Source organism: Nostoc sp. CHAB 5836 (assembly GCF_020829445.1).
Lineage (GTDB): Bacteria > Cyanobacteriota > Cyanobacteriia > Cyanobacteriales > Nostocaceae > Nostoc.
The window spans coordinates 35,985-55,516 of sequence record NZ_JAIVFV010000012.1; the positions used below are offsets into that span (position 1 = coordinate 35,985).

Consider the following 19,532-nt stretch of genomic DNA (forward strand, 5'->3'; position numbering starts at 1 on the left):
TCATGCCTAACGTATTAAATCAGCACGTGGTTTAAAGGTTTCAATTTGCCGTAACTTTTCGTAAAGTTCCCGTTCTTCTTGACTAATATTTTTCGGTGTAACTATTTGAATTTCTACTAATTGATCGCCACGTTTACCGTCATCACTGGGATAGCCTTTATTCCCTAGTCGAAATTTTTGACCAGACCTAACTCCGGGAGGGGTGGTCATTTTCACAGGGCCATCAAGAGTGGGTGCTTCTACCTGTCCCCCTAAAACTGCTTCACTGGGAGTAACTGGGACTTGGCAGACGATATTTAAACCTTCTAGCTTAAATAATGGATGAGGTTCAACGGTAATTTTTAAGTATAGGTCGCCACCACCAACGCCTTGGTTCCGCAAACGGATAGTTTGACCTGTCACCATACCGGGAGGCATATTAACCTCTAACGATCGCCCATCTTCCAAACGAATGCGTTCATTACCACCTTGATAAGCTTTTTCTAGTGGAAGCGTTAATCTGGCTTCTATATCGCGACGGGTAGTGCGAGGTGGGGTGTTAACGGTGTAGGCAACTTTTGTTCTGGGGGAACGAAACGGATCGCTAGTATTGCCATTACTGGAGTTAGTTGTGCCATTCTGATTTTTGACGCCGATCACTTGATTAATAAAGCTCTCAAAGTCGGAGAATTGGCTGGGATCTACGTCCTGATTGCCGTTGCGATCGCTAGCACTACTCTGCCAAGTTTTAGCCTTTGGTGTTTGTTTGTTGCCTGCAAAGCCTTTTTGCTTCCAGTAGCGGCTAAACTGGTCGTACTGCGATCGCTTGGCTGGATCTGAAAGAACTTCATAAGCCTCGCCAATATCCTTAAATTTTTCCTCAGATGCTTTGTTCCCCGGATTAAGATCAGGGTGATATTGCCTTGCTAACCGCCGATAAACCTTTTTAACTTCCTCACCAGAGGCGTCTTTAGATACTCCTAAAATCTCATAGTAATCGCGAAAGTTAGGCAAATTTTGCATAGTTAGTTATTTAAATTTTAAATTACTTAGTAGTTATGAGTTAGGAGTTAGGAGTTAGGAGTTAGGAGTTAGGAGTTAGGAGTTGTGAGTTGTGAGTTGTGAGTTAGGAGTTATGAGTTAGGAGTTAGGAGTTGTGAGTTGTGAGTTGTGAGTTAGGAGTTGAAAGATTTAATTTTTAACTCCTAACTTCTCACTCCTAACTTCTCACTCCTAACTTCTCACTTCTAACTTCTCACTCCTAACTTTTCTTACAACCAATCATTGTCTTCTTCATCATCCCAGTTATCTTGGTAGCTGGGACGAGATTTGCGGGAAGGACGGCTGTCATAGGAGGAAGAACGACTGTCTCGGCTATAGTCTCTGTCATAGTCTTTACCGTAATCTTTGCCATAGTCCTTACTGTATGAGTCGCGTTCTCGATATGTATCTCTGGGAGATTCGCGTTCTTTCTCTTTATCACCGCCAGTAAAGATGTCACGGATAGTACCAAGCAAGTCATCATCTTCATCTTCAGCATAAGTCTGGCGGACTTCCCGATTTAGCTCATAGAGAGCATCTTGTAAATCGGCGTAGGCTTGATCAATACCGCGATCGCTATTTTCCTTAAGACTCTCTTTTAGCTGTCGGCAAATATTATCAATTCTTTGGCGGCGGTTTCGGGCAAACTGCATACCAAATTCCAGCGCTACTTCTCTGAGTTGTCGTTCTGCTTGGAAAATCAACGCCTCAGAACGAGTCCGTTTTTCTACTCTTTCTTTCCGTTCGCGATCGACATCAGCATATTTTTGAGCATCTTGAATCATCCGATTCACTTCTGACTCGTTCAAGGTAGAAGCGCCTTGAATGGTGATACTCTGCTCTCGCCCAGTGGTTCTATCTAAGGCTGTTACCTGTAAAATACCGTTAGCGTCGATATCAAATGACACCTGAACTTGGGGAATTCCTCGCGGCGCTGGCGGGATACCATACAGCTTGAACCGTCCTAAAGACTTGTTGTTTGCTGCCATTTCCCGTTCGCCTTGGACTACGTGAATTTCTACAGTATTTTGGTTATTTTCAGACGTGGAAAAAATGTCAGAACGGCGGACTGGGATGGTGGTGTTGCGGGGAATGAGTTTTTTCATCACACCGCCGATGGTTTCCAATCCCATAGAAAGGGGTGTGACATCCAAAAGCAGCACATCTTTGAGTTCGCCTGCAAGAATTCCGGCTTGAATTGCTGCACCCACTCCTACTACTTCATCGGGATTGACATTTTCGTTAGGTTCTGTGCCAATTAAGTCCCGCACTAGCTGCTTCACCATTGGCATCCGTGTAGAACCGCCAACTAACACCACTTCTTCAATATCTCTAGGTGAAAGTCCGGCATCTTTGAGGGCGCGTTTCACTGGTGTCCGCAATCGCCCCACCAAATCACCACACAAACCTTCAAACTGGGAACGAGTTAAACGAGTTTCTAGATGTTTGGGGCCATCTTCCGTGGCGGTGATGAAGGGTAAGTTAATATCAGTGACGCTAACAGCAGAAAGCTCAATTTTGGCTTTTTCCGCAGCTTCCATGAGACGTTGCAAAGCTTGGCGATCGCGTCTTAAGTCTACCTCTTCTGTTTCCAGAAATTGCTCTGCTAACCAATCTACTATTATTTTGTCAAAGTCGTTACCACCAAGTTGTGTATCTCCACTGGTAGCCTTGACTTCAAATATCCCATCGCCCACATCTAAAATCGACACGTCAAAAGTACCACCGCCCAAGTCAAAGACTAAGATGGTTTCCGTGTCACCACGATCTAATCCATAAGCCAAAGATGCAGCCGTTGGTTCATTGAGAATCCGCAACACTTCTAAACCAGCAATTCTGCCAGCATCACGCGTTGCTTGGCGCTGAGAATCGTTAAAGTAAGCTGGTACTGTAATAACTGCCCCTGTTACTGGTTCACCCAAATAGCGACTAGCATCGTCTGCCAATTTCTTCAGCACCATTGCCGAAATTTCTTCCGGGGCGAAATCTTTATTCAGACGGGGACAGGCAATTTTAATATTACCTACCTCATCTTTGCGGATGGTGTAGGGGACACGTTTGGAATCTGGGTTAAGTTCGCCATACTTGCGCCCAATGAAGCGTTTAACTGCAAAAAAGGTATTTTGGGGATTGAGGACGGTTTGTCGCCGTGCCATTTGCCCAACCACCCTTTCACCTTCTTTGCTAAAGCCAACTACGGAGGGGGTTGTTCGCATTCCTTCTGCATTGGCAATCACCACCGGCTTGCCACCCTCCATAACGGCGACTACTGAGTTGGTTGTACCCAAGTCGATGCCGACCACCTTGCCCATGCGTTACTCTTCTCCTAAAGTGTCTTACTATATTTATTATGATTGGGCGGGACTACCTCTAGCTTTGTGCTACAGGATGAAAACACCTCAATGGTATAATACTCATCATTAAGGCAGTAAGCTGAGATGTGCAGCTAGAGGAGATAGTTGCAAGACTAGGATAGCATTGAGATGGTTGGTGTGCCTAAGCAGCCTCAATTCTAGTTATCCGCCTATTTTTGTTTAAGGTATCTGCAAATAGGAAAATGCACCTGAATAATACTTCCTCTGCTTTTTTGAGTGCCGGAAAACTCTAAATATTGCCACTAAGTAGAGCGACGCAAATAAAGCTAACTGGCTAAGGCTGTCATTTGTCATTTGTCCTTTGTCATTTATAAGGGTTTAAGGTCTATTTACGTTTCGTAATATAGTTTGGTTTATTCTTGCCGACTTAACTTATTTTAAAGATTTGAATTTAATAGAGCGATTACAAACCTCCCTCAGTGCGATCGCGCGAGAACGGGATCCTTACATGGCAACGGCTGGACATTTTTTTGTCCAAGAATACATCCGTGAGCAATTTTCCCAATGGGGGAGTGTGGAAATCCACACCTTTGAAGTCAGAGGCAAAGCTTGTAATAACTTGATATTAAATATACCTTCTCAAACTCTAGGGGAAAAAAAGGATTTACCACCTATTTTAATTGGCGCTCATTATGATGGAGTTCCGGGAACACCAGGGGCTGATGATAATGCTACAGGTGTTGCGGTGTTGCTCGAATTAGCCAGAAAGTTTGCTTCCGAACCTGTCAGATATCCTTTAAGACTGATTGCTTTCGATATGGAAGAATACGGCTTGCTGGGTAGTGCTGATTATGCAGCCCTGTTGCACCAACAAAAACAACAGTTGCGCTTAATGATCTCTCTAGAAATGCTGGGCTATAAGGATTCTAAACATGGCTCCCAAAGTTATCCCCCTCCTCTAGAACGCTTCTACCCAGATACCGGAGATTTTATTGCTTTAATTGGCAATTTGCGGACATTGCCTGACTTAATTGGCATGAGCCGTAATATTCGCAAAGCTGGCGTACCTAGTCAATGGCTACCCGTGCCGAATCGAGGTTTAATAGTTCCCCAAACTAGACTTAGCGATCATGCACCATTCTGGGATTTAGGTTATCCGGCAATGATGGTCACAGATACGGCATTCTTGCGAAATCCCCATTATCACAAGTCTACCGATGTCGTTGCTACTTTGGATTTAGATTTTCTTACTGGTGTATGTCAAGGTTTAGAGATGGCAATTCGGCAGTTATAAAAAGATATTAGATAGGTTATAGTTTGATAATTCATATTATGATTATGCACCAAAACTGAGTTACGCGATCGCCAATGGTTTTTTATTAATTAATATTTTTATTTTTTTTCAATTGGTTATATTACTTTCTTCTTCCGATGATCGCGTATTTGGAGTCAAAGTAATTAAATCGTCTATATTGCGTTTCATTGTCTCGCAAATTGCATCTAATTGTAAATCATTGGCATCATAACCAAAAGGGTTTTCTATTTCCAAGCCGATAGCTTCAATACCAAACAGTGTAAAACCAACTAAAGAAGCAATCAAACCCGTCCACCAACCGAGACTTTCTACTATTTGAAACGGTAGCAAAAAGCAATATAATATCAGCAATTGCTTCAGGTGAATGGCATAAGCAAGCGGCATAGGCGTTTTTAAAATACGTTCACAAGCACCTAAATTATCCACAAGATTATTCAATAATTCTTGCATAGATGTTAGCTGATAGCTATTAAGGCAATTCCGATGATACTGTTCCTGTAAATAATCTTCTATCCAAAAGGCAACCTCTATAGGAGGATTATTCATAATCTTGAGTTTTATATATTTAGTAGACGGCATTAAGTCTTCTAACTCGCTATTGACAGCTTCTCCCCGCAAATGTAATTTAGTTGTTACAGCAAAAGCTGCCAATAAGTTTAATGCCGTAATTTTCTTGTCTTTATCTTCTGGTGAAATTTCATCAACTGATACCCAAATTTGCCGCGCTAGATTTCGGACATTATTTACTATAGATCCCCAGCATTTCCTCCCTTCCCAAAATCGCTCATAAGCAGTATTTGTACGAAAAACAAGTAACAAACCTAAAACAATACTAGGAATAACATTTCCTAAAATAGGTTGGGATACAGGTACGTCAAAATGGTAAAGTAGAGAAATCAAAAATCCGAAAGCTCCACACCATAAGATATGTCTGTAAATTACTTTCATTACCGAACCTTTAACTTGTAATATCGTGCTTGTCCATGTGAGTTTTTTGGCTGTCATGCAGTCATCCTACAAAATTTAGTAACCCTAATACATTAAACATCAGATATTTTAAAAGTAATATAGCAACGGACAAGGAGCTTAGGACAGCAAGAAAATCACAAAATACGCTGTTGAAGACGCATTTATGGCGAACTGTCCTAACGACTTTGGCGACTGCTATAACTAGAGAAATAGTGCAATTGGCAGGGATACTTTAAAAACTAATTTTAGAGGATATTTCAAAAGTCCTATTATCGGTATTAAAAGTTCTATATCCCTCTAAATACCACGCTAAATTGGGGGAGTTTGATTTTATTTCTCCCTTTTTTAAGGTAGTTAGAGGGAATCTAAAAGTGCCTAAAGTCAGAGCAAAACACTTTTTAAACAACCTCTTAGTAAAGAATACGATCTGCTGGCGGCAATGATTGTATTTTAACTTCTGTTATACAATATCGACTCCGGTTTAATACTTATGATTAGGAATAATACAAAAAGTTTTTATGATAAACAACTAAGTGGACATTATATAAAAGTCAAAAGCGATCGCTACATGGCAATTGTAAAGAAATGTAAAGGTTTCTCAACGGTTGCATAAATTCCGCGTCTCACCCCGATAAATCTATAGAAGAAAAGATATATGCCTATCGATGCTGGTTAAACCCCATTAGTCGGTATCAGGTATCCTAGTAAATCAAAAAGTTCTAACCTGTACAAATCCTGCTCTCTATAAATGTTTAGACATAACTTATTTAGTTATGTCTTTTTTTCTCCTTAGTCTCGAAACGTTGAATTTCAATCAAATAACCATCAGGATCGCGGAAAAAACAGTGGTAGATGTTGTACTTTTGATTTAGTGCTGGTGGCTTTTCAAATTCGATGCCACGTTCTTTGAGATATTCAAACCACTCATCCACCTGCTGTGTTAGTAAAGTAAAAATGACACTTGATTGCTTATCGGCTGAAGGAGTTAATCTTTCGCTTGCTTGACACAATCCTAAGTATCCACAACCATTAACAGTATAAATTCGGCAGCTTCCTTGGTCAAGCCATAACTCTAAGCCTAGTTTTTGTTCGTAAAACTCTGTAGATATACTGAGATTTTCGGTAGAAAAGAAGGTAATTTGCTGCTCGATTTGCGGATGAACACACATAAAACACATTTGAGTATATACCCTAACGACATTAGGCGATCGCATCGGTAAAAATTGATTGATGTTAGAAACCTGTTACTACTCCAGAATGCCTTCAGTGTGCATCTGGAGTTTCTTTTTGGAAAAGCGATCGCAGAAAAGTTGTGTAAACCAGAAGCACAGCAGTTGGTCTTCAGAAATCCTTAACTGAATTTGAGTGTATACCCTGATGACGTAGGATTATCTCACAGTGAAAATTTGATATAGGTAAATGCGTATCTTTCCTGACTCCAGATTTGCCACAAACATTTCTGGAGTTTTTTAATGAGCGCAAGTTCCATGCAAGGGGCGTGTAGCCAGCCTTCCTCCAAAACTACGAGACTTTTCTACCACTAGCACCGAATATCCAGCTTGACTTACAGTGTGGGATAAGCGTCTGATCTGAAGCGTAGACTAAACAAGCTATTCCGGCACCAATGACTGCAATATCAGTCATGAATCAATAGTCCCTAGTTATTGGTTATTATCAAAGGGCAAAATTACTACTAATGATGGCTGAAAGCTAATAGTAGAATAAGATACACAAAGCTGCATGGAAGGGAGGAAGGGAAATTGGATGAAATGAGGGCGGCGCTAGAGTTAGCGACCGAAGAAGAATTGCAAGATTTAACGGCAATTCTATTTAGTCGTAAGTTCAATCCCCTAGACTATGTACACACACCCGAACCCATCGAAGTACAAAGCCAAGACCGCAAAGCTTGGCTAGATGCACTAGAGGGTCGCTTTCGCTTTTTGGCGGCAGACGGAATGACAGTATTACGGGGACGTACAGGCCAGGTAACTTACCGAGAAGCGTTAGTTCACGTATGTAAGTACCTAAAAATTCCTTATTCTAATCGGCTGGCAACCATTGATTTAGAAGCAGAAGTATTTTTGCATCTGCTAGGACAGGTGTGGAAAAAATTGCCTGAACAGGAAAAGCAAAAATTGACAATACAGGTGCAGCGTCAGCTTGTCAAATCAGAACTAAAAGAACCTCTACCACTTTTATTGCAACGTGACCCCTTGGGGTTACTTTTCAAAGGCGGTAGTGCGATCGCTGTTACTTCTATGCTCCAGCCATTTGTACTTAAGCAAATTGCCCGTCAATTTGCAATCCACTTTGCTACCTATGAAGTAGCTAAACAAGCGGTAATTACAGGCTCAGAAGCAGCTGCAACCCAATTTCCCAGCTATGTAGCTATACAAATGGCTCGACGGGGTATGACTGTGAGTGCAGCTCGTTATGGGGCAGCCCGAACGATGTTTGCCGTGATTGGGCCGATCATGTGGACTTGGTTTTTTGCGGATTTAGGCTGGAGAGCGATCGCCACTAACTATGGTCGGATTATCCCTACTATTTTCACATTAGCGCAAATTCGCCTCACCCGTGAGGAGTGTTGGGAGCCAGCTTGAATAAGATTTTTGACTATTTCCAGTGTCGTTGGCAATCTTCTTGGAACTACTCTCTATGGGCACTGTTAATCTTCCCATTGAGTCCTTTATTGGGGGCGGTGACTATAGGTTTTGTCTCATTGATCACTTGGCTCAAACAATCTCGCAAAATTAATCGCCGCCCCCTCAACTGGGGATTTGCTTTTTTGAGTGTGTTGCTGTTCATAAGTGCTGGGTTTGCCCAAGACAAGACAGCAGCTTTCCTCGGCTTATTTAATTTATTACCATTCTTTTTGCTTTTCGCTGCTCATAGCGCTCTGATTCAAACATTTGCCCAATTGCGGCAAATGGCTTGGATTTTGGTGATCGGTTCCATACCAGTGGTAATTATCGGCTTAGGACAGTTATTTTTCGGCTGGAGTTTAAAATTAGAAATTTTGTGGATTGTCTTGAATTGGACGATCGCACCAGGAGGAAATCCCCCAGGTCGCATCGCTTCGATCTTCTTGCACGCTAACACCTTCGCAGCTTATCTAGCAATAATTTTCATCCTTGGTCTAGGGTTGTGGCTAGAAAACTATCAGCAACTAAGGGTCAAGGGTAAACAGTCATTTCCCTCCCATCTCCCCCTCCTGTTCCTAACCGTGACGGTGATCACCAATTTCATTGCCTTGATTTTTACCAACTCACGCAATGGATGGGCGATCGCCATTTTTGCCTGTTTAGCTTATGCACTCTACCAAGGTTGGCGCATTCTTGTGGGCGCTGTCGCTGCAATGGTTTCTAGTGTGCTTTTGGCAGCTTTTGCTCCCTCGCCAATCGCTCAATTTTTTCGCCAGGTAGTTCCTCCATTCTTTTGGGCAAGGTTAAATGACGATATGTATCCAGATAGACCAGTCGCTTTAATGCGAAAAACTCAGTGGGAATTTGCCTGGTCTTTAGCTCAGGAACATCCTTGGACTGGCTGGGGGTTACGCAGTTTTAGTGGACTCTACAAAGCCCAGATGCAGATTCCCTTGGGTCATCCTCATAACTTGTTTTTGATGTTATCTGCTGAAACTGGTTTTCCCAGTACGTTTTTATTTTGTGCCTTACTCGCCTGGATTTTGATTACAGGTGTCCAATTACTACGAAAGTCTAAATATCTAATAAATACAGAAGACAGATTGATATTTTTTAGTTATCTTCTGGCCTTTGTTGGCTGGTTTCTATTGAATACAGTAGATGTAACCCTCTTCGATTTTCGTTTGAATACGCTTTCATGGTTAATTTTGGCTGCCATTTGTGGAGTAGTACATCGTTGTAATCAACAAGACAGACTTGCATTTCATCAAAATTAAAAACAGTCTCTAGCCCTTTGAAGGTGACTCGCTATTTTTTTCAGTTTATACACTGATGACCGTGATGGGATCGAGTTAATAACATTACTGCATATAGGAACTAATATTTAACTAGTTCCTATTGCTGATTGTTGGGAAGGTGTAGGGACAACCCTTGAGGGTTTTCCTGCATAACGGGCATCTCTTGTAGATGCCCTTTTGTATATTTATTATTTTTCTTCGGTTCAGCACAATTTTGAAAATCTTGAATTAGACAGAATATTTAAAAAATTTGATCTTTTATAAAGGAGCATAAAACATGAGTACTGAAATTCAACTAGGTCTTTGTAACCCGCCAGAACCTATTTACTTGCATGTGAAAAACGGAGAATTAAACGGGGAATCCTACCTCTGGTATAACTACGATATCAATAATGATCAAACTATTCCTGTCCATAAAACAGGGCTAACTGGGTATATATCTGAACTGAAATTAAAAACGACGGAATTTAAGGGAAAGGACAACGTTAAGTTACACATAGTTGTGAGAGCAGATGAAATTTATGTTGTGAGGACTGGGATAGAAACTAACTTTGCTAAAACCTTCCTTTTAGCTGTATCATTAGTGCAGGATTTTTCCAAGCCTCTGATTATCGCTGCAATTTCTGGAAAAGAAAATGTGGTTTTTTGTCACCTCTACGACGCGGCGACTAAAACCCGGATTCGCTCTGAATGGAACAAAGATGCTGATTGGCTAGCAATTATTGATAGTGTTCAAGCTAAGTTGCAGACATCTAAAAATTCCCATATCGCCTCTGGTGAGCCAATAGTGTTTTGAAAAAATTGGTATAAGAGGATGTTTGAAAAGTATTGGGCGAATAGAATTCGCTACTACACTAGCGTTGTCCACCTCCGTGGACTAAGAGAAAATCTTTAATTAAGTACGTTGGTGCGAAAAAAGTCAAGTATGTTGCGAAACGTAAATAAACGTGAGTTCGATGAACCTCTCCCTCCCAACCTCCCTCTGGGAAACGGAAAGGGAGGAGTAACGAAAAATTAAGCTTTTTACTCCCCTCTGTGCGTCGGAGAGGGGCTGGGGGAGAGGTCAAACAAGACTTGTCGAACTCACGTTAACTTTAATTGCGCCAACCTACTTAGCATTCAAGACTAGGATAACCCTTATGGTGTAAGCTCTCGGTAAAATGGGTGTGTCGGTAACGAAAAAAAGACGCCTCACTAACCAACCTTATGCTCACAACAGCTAACTTTCTTCAGTACACCCAATGGTCAGGTATAGCCACCTTGGTATTTGCTGCCTTAACATTTTTGGCTTTTATTCTCAAATGGGGCATCCGCTTTCGGCTGGTGGGTACGACTGGCTTTATGCTGGTGCTGACGGGTGGTTTATTTGCACTCTCAATAGTCCCCTTGAGTCGGACTGTGATTCCAGGAGCAGCCAAGTACACTCTAGTTTATGACAATGGCTCAACACAAGCGGTTATCACCACATCACCCCAAATTACACCCACACAATTAGAAGCAACTTTACGTCAAGCAGCTAGTAATCTATTTTCTTATGGTCGTTCAGGTACACGGGAAGACGATAAGTTAACAGTTCGCGCCCGTACCATTATCCACCGGGAATCAGGGATTTCTGTACCAATTTACTTGGGTGAGGTCAAGCGATCGCTCATTTCTCATCAAAATTCCCCAATCACAGTCAAAATTTACACAGACAATTTCGCCCAATTGCCAAAACCCACCGCTTAAGAAGCAGGGGAGAAGGGTACAGGTTACAGGGTACATATTCTCCATAACCTCTCACGGATGCCTCTCCCCTAATCCCAATGCCTCATCTCAGAAGACAAAATAATTTACCTGTTATCAGGATGACAAAAATTATTTTGTATTTACTGATACAATAATGGTTATTTTTAGATTAAGATATTCACACTTTAGTGGTTTTAGTGTGGGAAAAAGCTAATCAGTCTGCTGGTAATTGGTACTGACAGTTGTCCTAATTACCGCTATTGACGTTTTCATAAGTCTTTGCAGCGAATAAATCAGTTGTAGGGGCATATGTTTTCATACCACGACATATCTATGTATAGCTAGGGATTGCGTAAACTACCTACCACCATTTAACACATTATCAATTCTCTATTGCTTTGATTGAGAATCTGATAATGGTAATGTTAGTTAATTATACGGTTATTCAAAACTTTGATAGTTCGGAATTTCAGGCTGATGGGCATTATAGATTCAAGCAAAGTCGTAAAACTACTCAATAAGTCGGCAACAGGCTTTGTCTAGTTCATTGCTTGGCTCAAATCTAAATGAGCCGGATGTAAGGTTGGAGCCATTCTGAAAACAGCTTGGCAACAAGTATGCCTCGTCACCAGTCTATTTGATTAAGAAATATCAAGGTTTTGGCAAACTAGATTATATGTCCAATAAATTTTCTACTCAACCTTCTTTGTCTACTCAAACCCCTAATTTATTATTTACGCTCACAGTTGCCCCAGCAAAAGTAATTCGTGGTTCTGGGGTGTTGCAAGCCGCCGCCGCCGAGATTGCCTGTTTGGGAAGTCGTCCTTTAATTGTGGCAGGTGAAGCGACTCTCGCCATCAGCCGAAAAAATTTGCAACCAGTTTTAGAAACACAACAGTTACACACTGCCCAAGCTTCCTATGGTGCAGATTGCTGTGAAGGTAGCCTGAAATCTTTACAGAAAACGGCAAAAGAACATAAAGCTGATGTAATTATCGGTGTTGGTGGCGGCAAAGCCTTAGATACAGCCAAATTACTCGCGCAGCAGTTACAGTTGCCAGTGGTGACAATTCCTAGTTCAGCAGCTACCTGCGCAGCTTGGAGTGCGTTGTCCAATGTTTATTCGGAAGATGGGGCGTTTCTCTACGACGTGGGGCTGTCTCGTTGTCCCGATTTACTGATACTCGATTATGACTTGATTAAAACCGCACCACAACGTACTTTAGTAGCTGGAATTGGTGATGCGATCGCTAAGTGGTATGAAGCCTCCGTTAGCAGTGGGCATTTGCAAGATACTTTAACTATTGCTGCGGTGCAACAAGCGCGAGTTTTGCGAGATATCCTCTTGCAAAAGTCAGTTGCCGCCCTGAAAGAACCAGGTAGTGAGGTTTGGCGCGAAGTTGTAGACGCCACTGTGTTACTAGCTGGGGTAGTTGGGGGACTTGGAGGGGCGCAGTGTCGCACAGTTGCAGCCCATGCCGTGCATAATGGTTTAACTCATATTTCCGGACATGGTAGTATTCATGGCGAAAAGGTTGCTTTTGGGATTTTGGTGCAACTGCGTTTAGAAGAAATGCTACAAGGTAATCAACTAGCAGCATCGGCACGACAACAGTTGTTAAAGTTCTACGCAGAAATTGGATTACCCCAAAAATTGAGTGATTTAGGATTGGGCAACATCACATTAGGCGAGTTGCAAACAGCCACTGAAATTGCTCTAGTTCCTAATTCTGACATCCATCGACTACCGTTTCAAGTCGCGCCAGAACAGTTGATGGCGGCAATGGTTTCCACCACTGCACCCATAGATAGTAGAGATACTACGGCAGTCGCCTCAAGGTCGGGAACCTCCCCACGGCGCAGCCTTACGAATCGAGTTTCGCCCAAGGGAATAAGTGACGAGGTTTTATGAGTTTAAATTGGATTGTCCCAGCAGAACGTATACAAAAACTACCACCTTATGTATTTGCCCGTTTAGATGAACTGAAAGCTAAAGCACGGGAACAAGGGTTAGATTTAATTGATTTGGGTATGGGAAACCCCGATGGTGCAACGCCAGCACCAGTTGTAGAAGCAGCGATCGCAGCCTTGAAAGATCCTGCCAATCACGGTTATCCTCCCTTTGAGGGGACTGCTAGTTTCCGGCGGGCGATCGCCAACTGGTATCATCGCCGTTACGGTGTAGTTCTCGATCCTGATAGCGAAGCTTTACCCCTGTTGGGTTCTAAAGAAGGATTAACCCATTTAGCGATCGCCTACGTTAACCCAGGCGATTTAGTTCTGGTTCCTTCCCCAGCTTATCCCGCCCATTTTCGCGGCCCGGCGATCGCTGGTGGGAAAATCCACAGCTTGATTCTCAAACCAGAAAATGACTGGTTAATCGATTTAGCTGCCATTCCTGACGAGGTTGCAAAACAAGCTAAAATTCTCTATTTTAACTATCCCAGCAATCCCACTGCTGCCACCGCACCCCGCGAATTCTTTGAAGAAATCGTCGCCTTCGCCCGCAAATATGAAATTTTGCTAGTGCATGATTTGTGTTATGCCGAGTTAGCTTTTGATGGTTATCAACCCACTAGCTTATTAGAAATTCCTGGTGCGAAAGATATTGGTGTGGAATTTCACACCTTATCTAAAACGTACAATATGGCTGGTTGGCGCGTTGGGTTTGTGGTGGGTAATCGCCATATAATTCAAGGTTTGCGGACGCTGAAAACTAACTTGGATTACGGCATTTTTGCCGCATTACAAACAGCAGCCGAAACAGCTTTACAACTGCCAGATGTGTATTTGCACGAGGTACAGCAACGCTACCGTACCCGCCGCGATTTCCTGATTAACGGGTTAGGAGAGTTGGGTTGGGATATCCCCAAAACCAAGGCGACAATGTATCTTTGGGTGAAGTGTCCCGTTGGCGTTGGTTCCACAGATTTTGCCCTGAACGTGTTGCAGCAAACAGGCGTTGTGGTTACTCCAGGTAATGCCTTTGGGGTTGCAGGTGAGGGTTATGTAAGAATCAGTTTGATTGCCGATTGCGATCGCTTGGGTGAAGCCTTACATCGCTTCAAGCAAGCAGGTATCCGCTATCAACCTGAAGCTGTAGCCTCTACTTCCGAAGCGATCGCCGATCTCGTTAGTTGATCACAGGAAGGAAACCCAACATTAAATGACAAAATTATTGCTGATGATGTTTGATATCATGTAAAAAAGTAGATAGAGTTAAAAATGATTGGTACTAATATTTACATCAGTCAAGAAACTCAAGAATCTCTAATTAAAGCTGCTGCTTTAAAAGAAATCTCTGTTGAAGAACTCGCTTCTTCTCTTTTGAGGGAAAGTATTCAAGAAAAATTTGGGCAAATTAGCTATTCTTCTGAGAAGCAAGGCAAATTTTCCATTAATCCTCTTGGAAAAATGCAACCCTACGCTTATTTGGCAGATCCAAATGAACCCGTTATTTCTGCTGATGATTGGGAAATGAATCAGAATTTTGAAGTGAACGATTTGTGATCATTCTTGATACTCATATCTGGGTTTGGTGGAATCACAATGATTCAAAGTTGACTCCTCCCCACCGTGAAGCAATAAATAGGGAAAAGCCTTATGGTTTAGGTGTTTGCTCCATCAGTTTGTTAGAGGATGTTTGAAAAGTCCTCTTCTTGGTAGCAAAACTTTCTAGATCCCCCTAAATCCCCCGGTAAATTGGGGGACTTTGAAAGGTTTTGCCCCCCTTTTTAAGGGCGGTTGGGGGGATCAATAAGTGCCTAAAATCACAGCTAATCACTTTTCAAACAACCTCTAAGCTCGACTTTATCCATTTTTTGCCAACGCTCAACTTGACGCTGAAACCTCTGTGCTACGGTAGTTCTACTTTTTCGATTTCACCGATAATCAGTGACATGGAAAAAGTTTTTGCCAAAAAGCTAGGCTTTGGTCATATCAAGAGAGCCAAGTTCTTAATTTTGGATAAAGTCGAGCTAAGTACACAGTTTCGTAAATTCGTGACGAATTGAGGGTTTAAGTTTAAACGCATAGGCGCCTCGCCTTCCCGCAGGGTAGGGGCGCAGAGGTAAGCGCAGAGGAGCGCAAAGTTTTTTTGAATCGATTCGCTACGAACTTGAGGGTTAGCTGTACTAAGGCAGGTTGCTACGACTATAAATTAGGTTTGCGATCGCTCGAACTAATTTAGCTGGTTCCACAGGTTTGGTGATATGCTGCCCAAATCCGGCGGCTATTGCCTGTTGGTAATCAACCTCACCAGCATAAGCGGTAAGAGCGATCGCTGGAATTTGCCCTCCAAGTTCTGGTAGCATGGCTCTAATTTGACGCATCAGCATATAGCCGTCTACTTCCGGCATTCCAATGTCGCTTAACAGCAGATTTGGCTGGAACTGAGGCATAACTTGTAGTGCTTCCAGAGCCGATGCTGTCTGCATTACTTCAGCGCCAGACTGCTCTAAAATGAAGGCAATCAACTCTCTCGTATCACGCTCATCATCCACAAGCAGAATTTTTACCCCACTTAGATTGGGTAAATCATCAGGTGGTCTATGAGTCTGGTGGCTATCTGGATGAATCTTGATTATCGGTAGCATGACTGTAAAAGTTGCTCCCTGTTCTTCACCCAAACTTTCTGCCTTAACTGTGCCACCATGTAGCTCGACAATATGACGAACAATCGCTAATCCTAAGCCCAGTCCCCCAAATTTTCTGGTAGTTGCGCCATCAGCTTGTCGAAAGTAGTCAAAGACGAATGGTAAAAAGTCAGGACTAATTCCCTTGCCTGTATCACGGACTCGAAGTTGAGCCTGAGAACCAACTGACTGTAAGCTGATTTCTACCTGTCCACCTTCGGGTGTAAACTTAATAGCATTTGAAAGTAAATTCCAAATAACTTGCTGCAAGCGACCGGAATCACCGGTTACTAAAAATTTGGAGTCGCAGCTTTGGTGCGCAACTTGAATTTGGGATTTGAAATTGTCAGCTTGCTTGTTAAAATCGATCGATTCTGAATTTCTGTGAGAATCTTCTAATCCAATATCCTTCGACTGAGCGTTCGCGTAGCGTTCCGCAGGAAAGTCTAAAATCGTAAATCGCAAATTGATCGATTTGGCTTCAGCAGCTAGACGTACAGTTTCTATTGCTGCGGCGATCGCAGTTGTCAGATTCACAGGAGCAATATTCAGGCTGAGTTTACCTTGCAAAATGCGAGAGACATCCAGCAAATCTTCAATGAGTTGGGTTTGAAGTTTGGCATTGCGCTCAATGGTTTCGAGAGCGCGAGCGGTGGTTGCTTGATCATACTTTTTAGTTTGCAGTAACTTTGACCATCCCAAAATGGGGTTTAGCGGTGTGCGAAGTTCGTGGGAAAGAACTGCCAAAAATTCATCTTTGACCCGGTTAGCTTGAACTAATTGCTCTTTTTGCTGCTGTAACGAAGTCATCAACTGGGTGCGTTCCAAAGCAACCGCCACCTGATCGGAAGTTGCTTGTAATAGAGCAATTTCCCCAGAAGTGAAGTGGGTACGGGTGCGACTGGCAAAGGAGAGGACACCAAGCAGCTTTCCCTGAGCAATTAATGGTTGACCTGCATAGGCTGTGATTCCCAAAGCATGGAGGATGTAAGCATTTGGATCCTTAGAGTCGGGCACATTGTTGACGACGAGTTGACGGCGTTCTTGCGCCACTAGTCCGCACATCCCTTGATTAAATTCCAGATATTCAATTGTTTGAAATATTTCATCAGTAATGCCGTTCCAACCTACTAACCGAAGTTTCTGCTTATTTTCGTGTGTCTCGATTAGATAGTGGAAGTAAAAGTGCAAATCCATCTGCGCCGAGAGTTTGCTAAACAAGCTCTTCATCAGATCCAAGGGGCGCTCGGTTGAAAGCAAATCACTGGTTGTTTCAGAGAGCAGTTTCAGTCTTTCACTGCGCTCTTGCAAAGCTTGTTCAGCAAGCTGGCGTTCCCGAAGGGCGCGTTCGCGTTCGGTGATATCAATTGCAACCCCTCCTACCAAACATTGCCCAGACACATCTGCAATGGGAAACTTATAGACCAAAAACTCTCCCAATGTGCCATCTGTGCGTGAGGCAGACTCAATGCTTTCAACAACTTGATTCCTCTGGGCAACCATTCTAATGTTATCGAGGAAAGGTTGAGCGATTTGGGCTGGGTATAAGTCAAAAATGTTTTTATTAATCGCCTTATTTGTTGCTAAATCGAATGTGTTCAGATAAGTTGGACTGAGATAAAGTACACGCCCGTCTGCATTGGTAATCCATGCTGCGGCGGGAATATTGTTCATAAAAGCTTGAAATTGCTCTTGACTCTGACTCAGGGCTTTTTTAGCTTGTTTGAGATCGCTAATATCGAGAATGAATGCGACTGATTTCTGCCGAGATTGTCCTAAAAGGGAGTAGCCAACTACAACCGGGACAATGGAACCATCCTTGCGAATACATTCCTTTTCATAGGGAGTACAGGTTCCCTTGGCTGTGGCCTCGGCAATAGCCAGTTCATCTAAATATTGGTACTCATGGGGCGTGATATCAGCCCATCTTAATCTACCTGCTTGGATATCCTCCTGGGTGTAGCCGACAATTCGCAAGAACTCATCATTGGCTTCAGAGATGCTACCATCCACATCACCAAAGAGAATGCCAACTACATTGGCTTTGACAAAACTCCTGAGCCGCCCCTCACTTGCTTGAGCTGCCTCCTCTGCCTGCTTGCGTTTGCTGATATCTGTAGTGCTGCCAACTACGCGTATCGGTTTTCCATCAGTATCCCGCTCTACTACTATCCCCTGATCCAGCACGTAGACGTACTGATGATCCTGGTTGCGAATGCGATACTCGGCAGCATAGCGATCGCCATTGACCAAAGCAACTGCTGCCTCCTCTTCTACACGTTGCAAATCCTCTGGATGAACAAGTTCACGCCACCAACTGCCAGTTGGTTGGGCAATATCGAGGGAATAGCCCAAAATTCGGGTTAACCCCTCGGTTCTTTCAACGCGATCCTGTTCTATGTTCCATTCATAGATGAGACAGTTAACCGCCGAGGCTGCTAACTCAAACCGCTCGTTAGCTAATCTTAGTCGCTCCTCCTTTTCCCGTAAAGTCTGTTCTACTTGCTTGCGATTGGTAATATCACGGTAGAAAATATCAAGACCATCTTCACAAGGGTAGGCGTGAATCTCCAGCCACAGATCATACTTGGGGGGTAAGTAATAGTGATGCTCAAAGTGGACAGGAATTTGTTCTGCCATCGCCCATCGGTAATGTCGCTCTACATTCGTACCTAACGATAGAGGCCATTCCTCCCAGTGCGACTTACCGATAACCTCTGTTCGAGGTTTGCCGTTAATTCGCTCCGCTTCGGCATTTTGGTAGATGATTCGCCAGTCCCCGTCTAGAGTAACAAATGCATCACTCATGTTTTCTAGAGTCCGTGTTACCCGCTCATTGGCTTGCTGTAATGCCGCTTCTGCTTGTTTGCGTTGGTTCAAATCAATCACAAAGCCAATGACCGTTTCTGGAGTTTCTCCTAAGACAACAGAACCAAGGAGAACGGAAATGCGATCGCCATCTTTACGAATGTATTCTTTTTCAAAAGGTTTACATACTCCGGTGGTTTTGAGTTCTTCCACGGAACGCTCACTCAAAAAAAGATACTCAGGTGGCGTAATCTCGCGCCACTTCATTTGGTTAGCAGACAAATCTTCTCGCTCATAGCCGACCATTTTCAGAAAAGCATCATTGGCTTCGATGATTGAGCCGCTATTTATATCAGTTACGATCACCCCAATAATATTGGATTCTACCAATCGGCTAAACCGCATTTCGCTATTTTGCCACAATTTTAGGCTTGTCTCTGCCTTGCGTCTAGCAGTTTGCAACTCTGAGGAAAGGGCAGTAATTAAGAAAGATACTAGGGAAAACGTGGTTAATCGTACCCAGACGTTCAGGCTGAGGAAATCGAACGAGTAGACTGGCTCGATCAAAAAATATAGCGCACTTGTCACAGATAAGGCGATCGCTAGCACTCCAAGTCCCATGCCGCCATACCAGGCGCTGACTGCCACAGCAGCATAAAATAATGTAAATACGCTCCGATCAAAGACTGGCAGCAACAATTGTGTCAACAGCAGCGCCGTTATCACTGCCAGAATCATCACACCATAAGCTATTAACCGAGAACGCATCATTAAAATTTTTTCGGGTACTTTCACCATTA

The 19,532-nt window shown here is 43.0% G+C and carries 14 protein-coding genes and 1 pseudogene; 9 read left to right on the plus strand and 6 right to left on the minus strand.

What is annotated here, in order from left to right; genetic code table 11:
* Positions 1-6 precede the first annotated feature (6 nt).
* Both LC605_RS04275 and dnaK read right to left on the minus strand, forming a co-directional pair.
* Complete coding sequence (locus LC605_RS04275) at positions 7-1,002, minus strand: DnaJ C-terminal domain-containing protein (RefSeq protein ID WP_229546330.1); 996 nt, start codon at positions 1,000-1,002, stop codon at positions 7-9.
* 248 nt (positions 1,003-1,250) lie between these two features.
* Entirely contained in the window at positions 1,251-3,332 is a 2,082-nt protein-coding gene (gene dnaK / locus LC605_RS04280; protein WP_229546331.1) for a molecular chaperone DnaK, read from the minus strand.
* Positions 3,333-3,780: 448 nt separating this feature from the next.
* Between dnaK and LC605_RS04285 the strand changes: the two genes are divergently transcribed.
* A complete protein-coding gene (locus LC605_RS04285; protein WP_229546332.1) occupies positions 3,781-4,629 on the plus strand; it encodes a M28 family peptidase in 849 nt (282 codons plus the stop codon).
* A 108-nt stretch (positions 4,630-4,737) separates the two neighbouring features.
* Here LC605_RS04285 and LC605_RS04290 read toward each other — a convergent pair whose 3' ends face one another.
* The gene (locus LC605_RS04290; protein WP_229546333.1) at positions 4,738-5,655 is read right to left on the minus strand and encodes a bestrophin family protein; all 918 of its coding nucleotides are present in this window, start codon (positions 5,653-5,655) and stop codon (positions 4,738-4,740) included.
* A gap of 731 nt (positions 5,656-6,386) precedes the next feature.
* Positions 6,387-6,788, minus strand: coding sequence for a VOC family protein (locus LC605_RS04295; RefSeq protein WP_229546334.1), 402 nt, complete (start codon positions 6,786-6,788; stop codon positions 6,387-6,389).
* A 54-nt stretch (positions 6,789-6,842) separates the two neighbouring features.
* Here LC605_RS04295 and LC605_RS32800 point away from each other — a divergent pair, with 54 nt between their 5' ends.
* Entirely contained in the window at positions 6,843-6,974 is a 132-nt protein-coding gene (locus LC605_RS32800) for a hypothetical protein (protein ID WP_267868406.1), read from the plus strand.
* A gap of 126 nt (positions 6,975-7,100) precedes the next feature.
* Here LC605_RS32800 and LC605_RS04300 read toward each other — a convergent pair.
* A pseudogene (locus LC605_RS04300) lies at positions 7,101-7,263 on the minus strand (NAD(P)-binding protein); the annotation flags it as partial.
* A 116-nt stretch (positions 7,264-7,379) separates the two neighbouring features.
* On the opposite strand from LC605_RS04300, the gene LC605_RS04305 reads away from it, so the two are divergent.
* The 7 genes from LC605_RS04305 to LC605_RS04335 all read left to right on the plus strand — a co-directional run bounded on the left by LC605_RS04305 (position 7,380) and on the right by LC605_RS04335 (position 14,800).
* Positions 7,380-8,222, plus strand: coding sequence for a hypothetical protein (locus tag LC605_RS04305; protein WP_229546335.1), 843 nt, complete (start codon positions 7,380-7,382; stop codon positions 8,220-8,222).
* A complete protein-coding gene (locus LC605_RS04310) occupies positions 8,204-9,541 on the plus strand; it encodes an O-antigen ligase (RefSeq protein WP_229546336.1) in 1,338 nt (445 codons plus the stop codon). Before LC605_RS04305 ends, LC605_RS04310 begins: the two co-directional genes overlap by 19 nt.
* 298 nt (positions 9,542-9,839) lie before the next feature.
* The gene (locus LC605_RS04315) at positions 9,840-10,358 is read left to right on the plus strand and encodes a hypothetical protein (protein WP_229546337.1); all 519 of its coding nucleotides are present in this window, start codon (positions 9,840-9,842) and stop codon (positions 10,356-10,358) included.
* Between the two features lie 410 nt (positions 10,359-10,768).
* On the plus strand, positions 10,769-11,290 hold the full coding sequence (locus tag LC605_RS04320; RefSeq protein ID WP_229546338.1) for a Ycf51 family protein: 522 nt from the start codon (positions 10,769-10,771) through the stop codon (positions 11,288-11,290).
* Positions 11,291-11,966: 676 nt separating this feature from the next.
* Positions 11,967-13,202, plus strand: coding sequence for an iron-containing alcohol dehydrogenase family protein (locus LC605_RS04325; RefSeq protein WP_229546339.1), 1,236 nt, complete (start codon positions 11,967-11,969; stop codon positions 13,200-13,202).
* Positions 13,199-14,431 (plus strand): aspartate aminotransferase, encoded by a 1,233-nt coding sequence (locus LC605_RS04330; protein ID WP_229546340.1) that lies wholly within the window; start codon positions 13,199-13,201, stop codon positions 14,429-14,431. Before LC605_RS04325 ends, LC605_RS04330 begins: the two co-directional genes overlap by 4 nt.
* An 84-nt stretch (positions 14,432-14,515) precedes the next feature.
* Complete coding sequence (locus tag LC605_RS04335; protein ID WP_229546341.1) at positions 14,516-14,800, plus strand: hypothetical protein; 285 nt, start codon at positions 14,516-14,518, stop codon at positions 14,798-14,800.
* Between the two features lie 623 nt (positions 14,801-15,423).
* Here the strand turns inward: LC605_RS04335 and LC605_RS04340 are convergent.
* The gene (locus LC605_RS04340; RefSeq protein WP_229546342.1) at positions 15,424-19,530 is read right to left on the minus strand and encodes a PAS domain S-box protein; all 4,107 of its coding nucleotides are present in this window, start codon (positions 19,528-19,530) and stop codon (positions 15,424-15,426) included.
* Between the last annotated feature and the right edge of the window lie 2 nt (positions 19,531-19,532).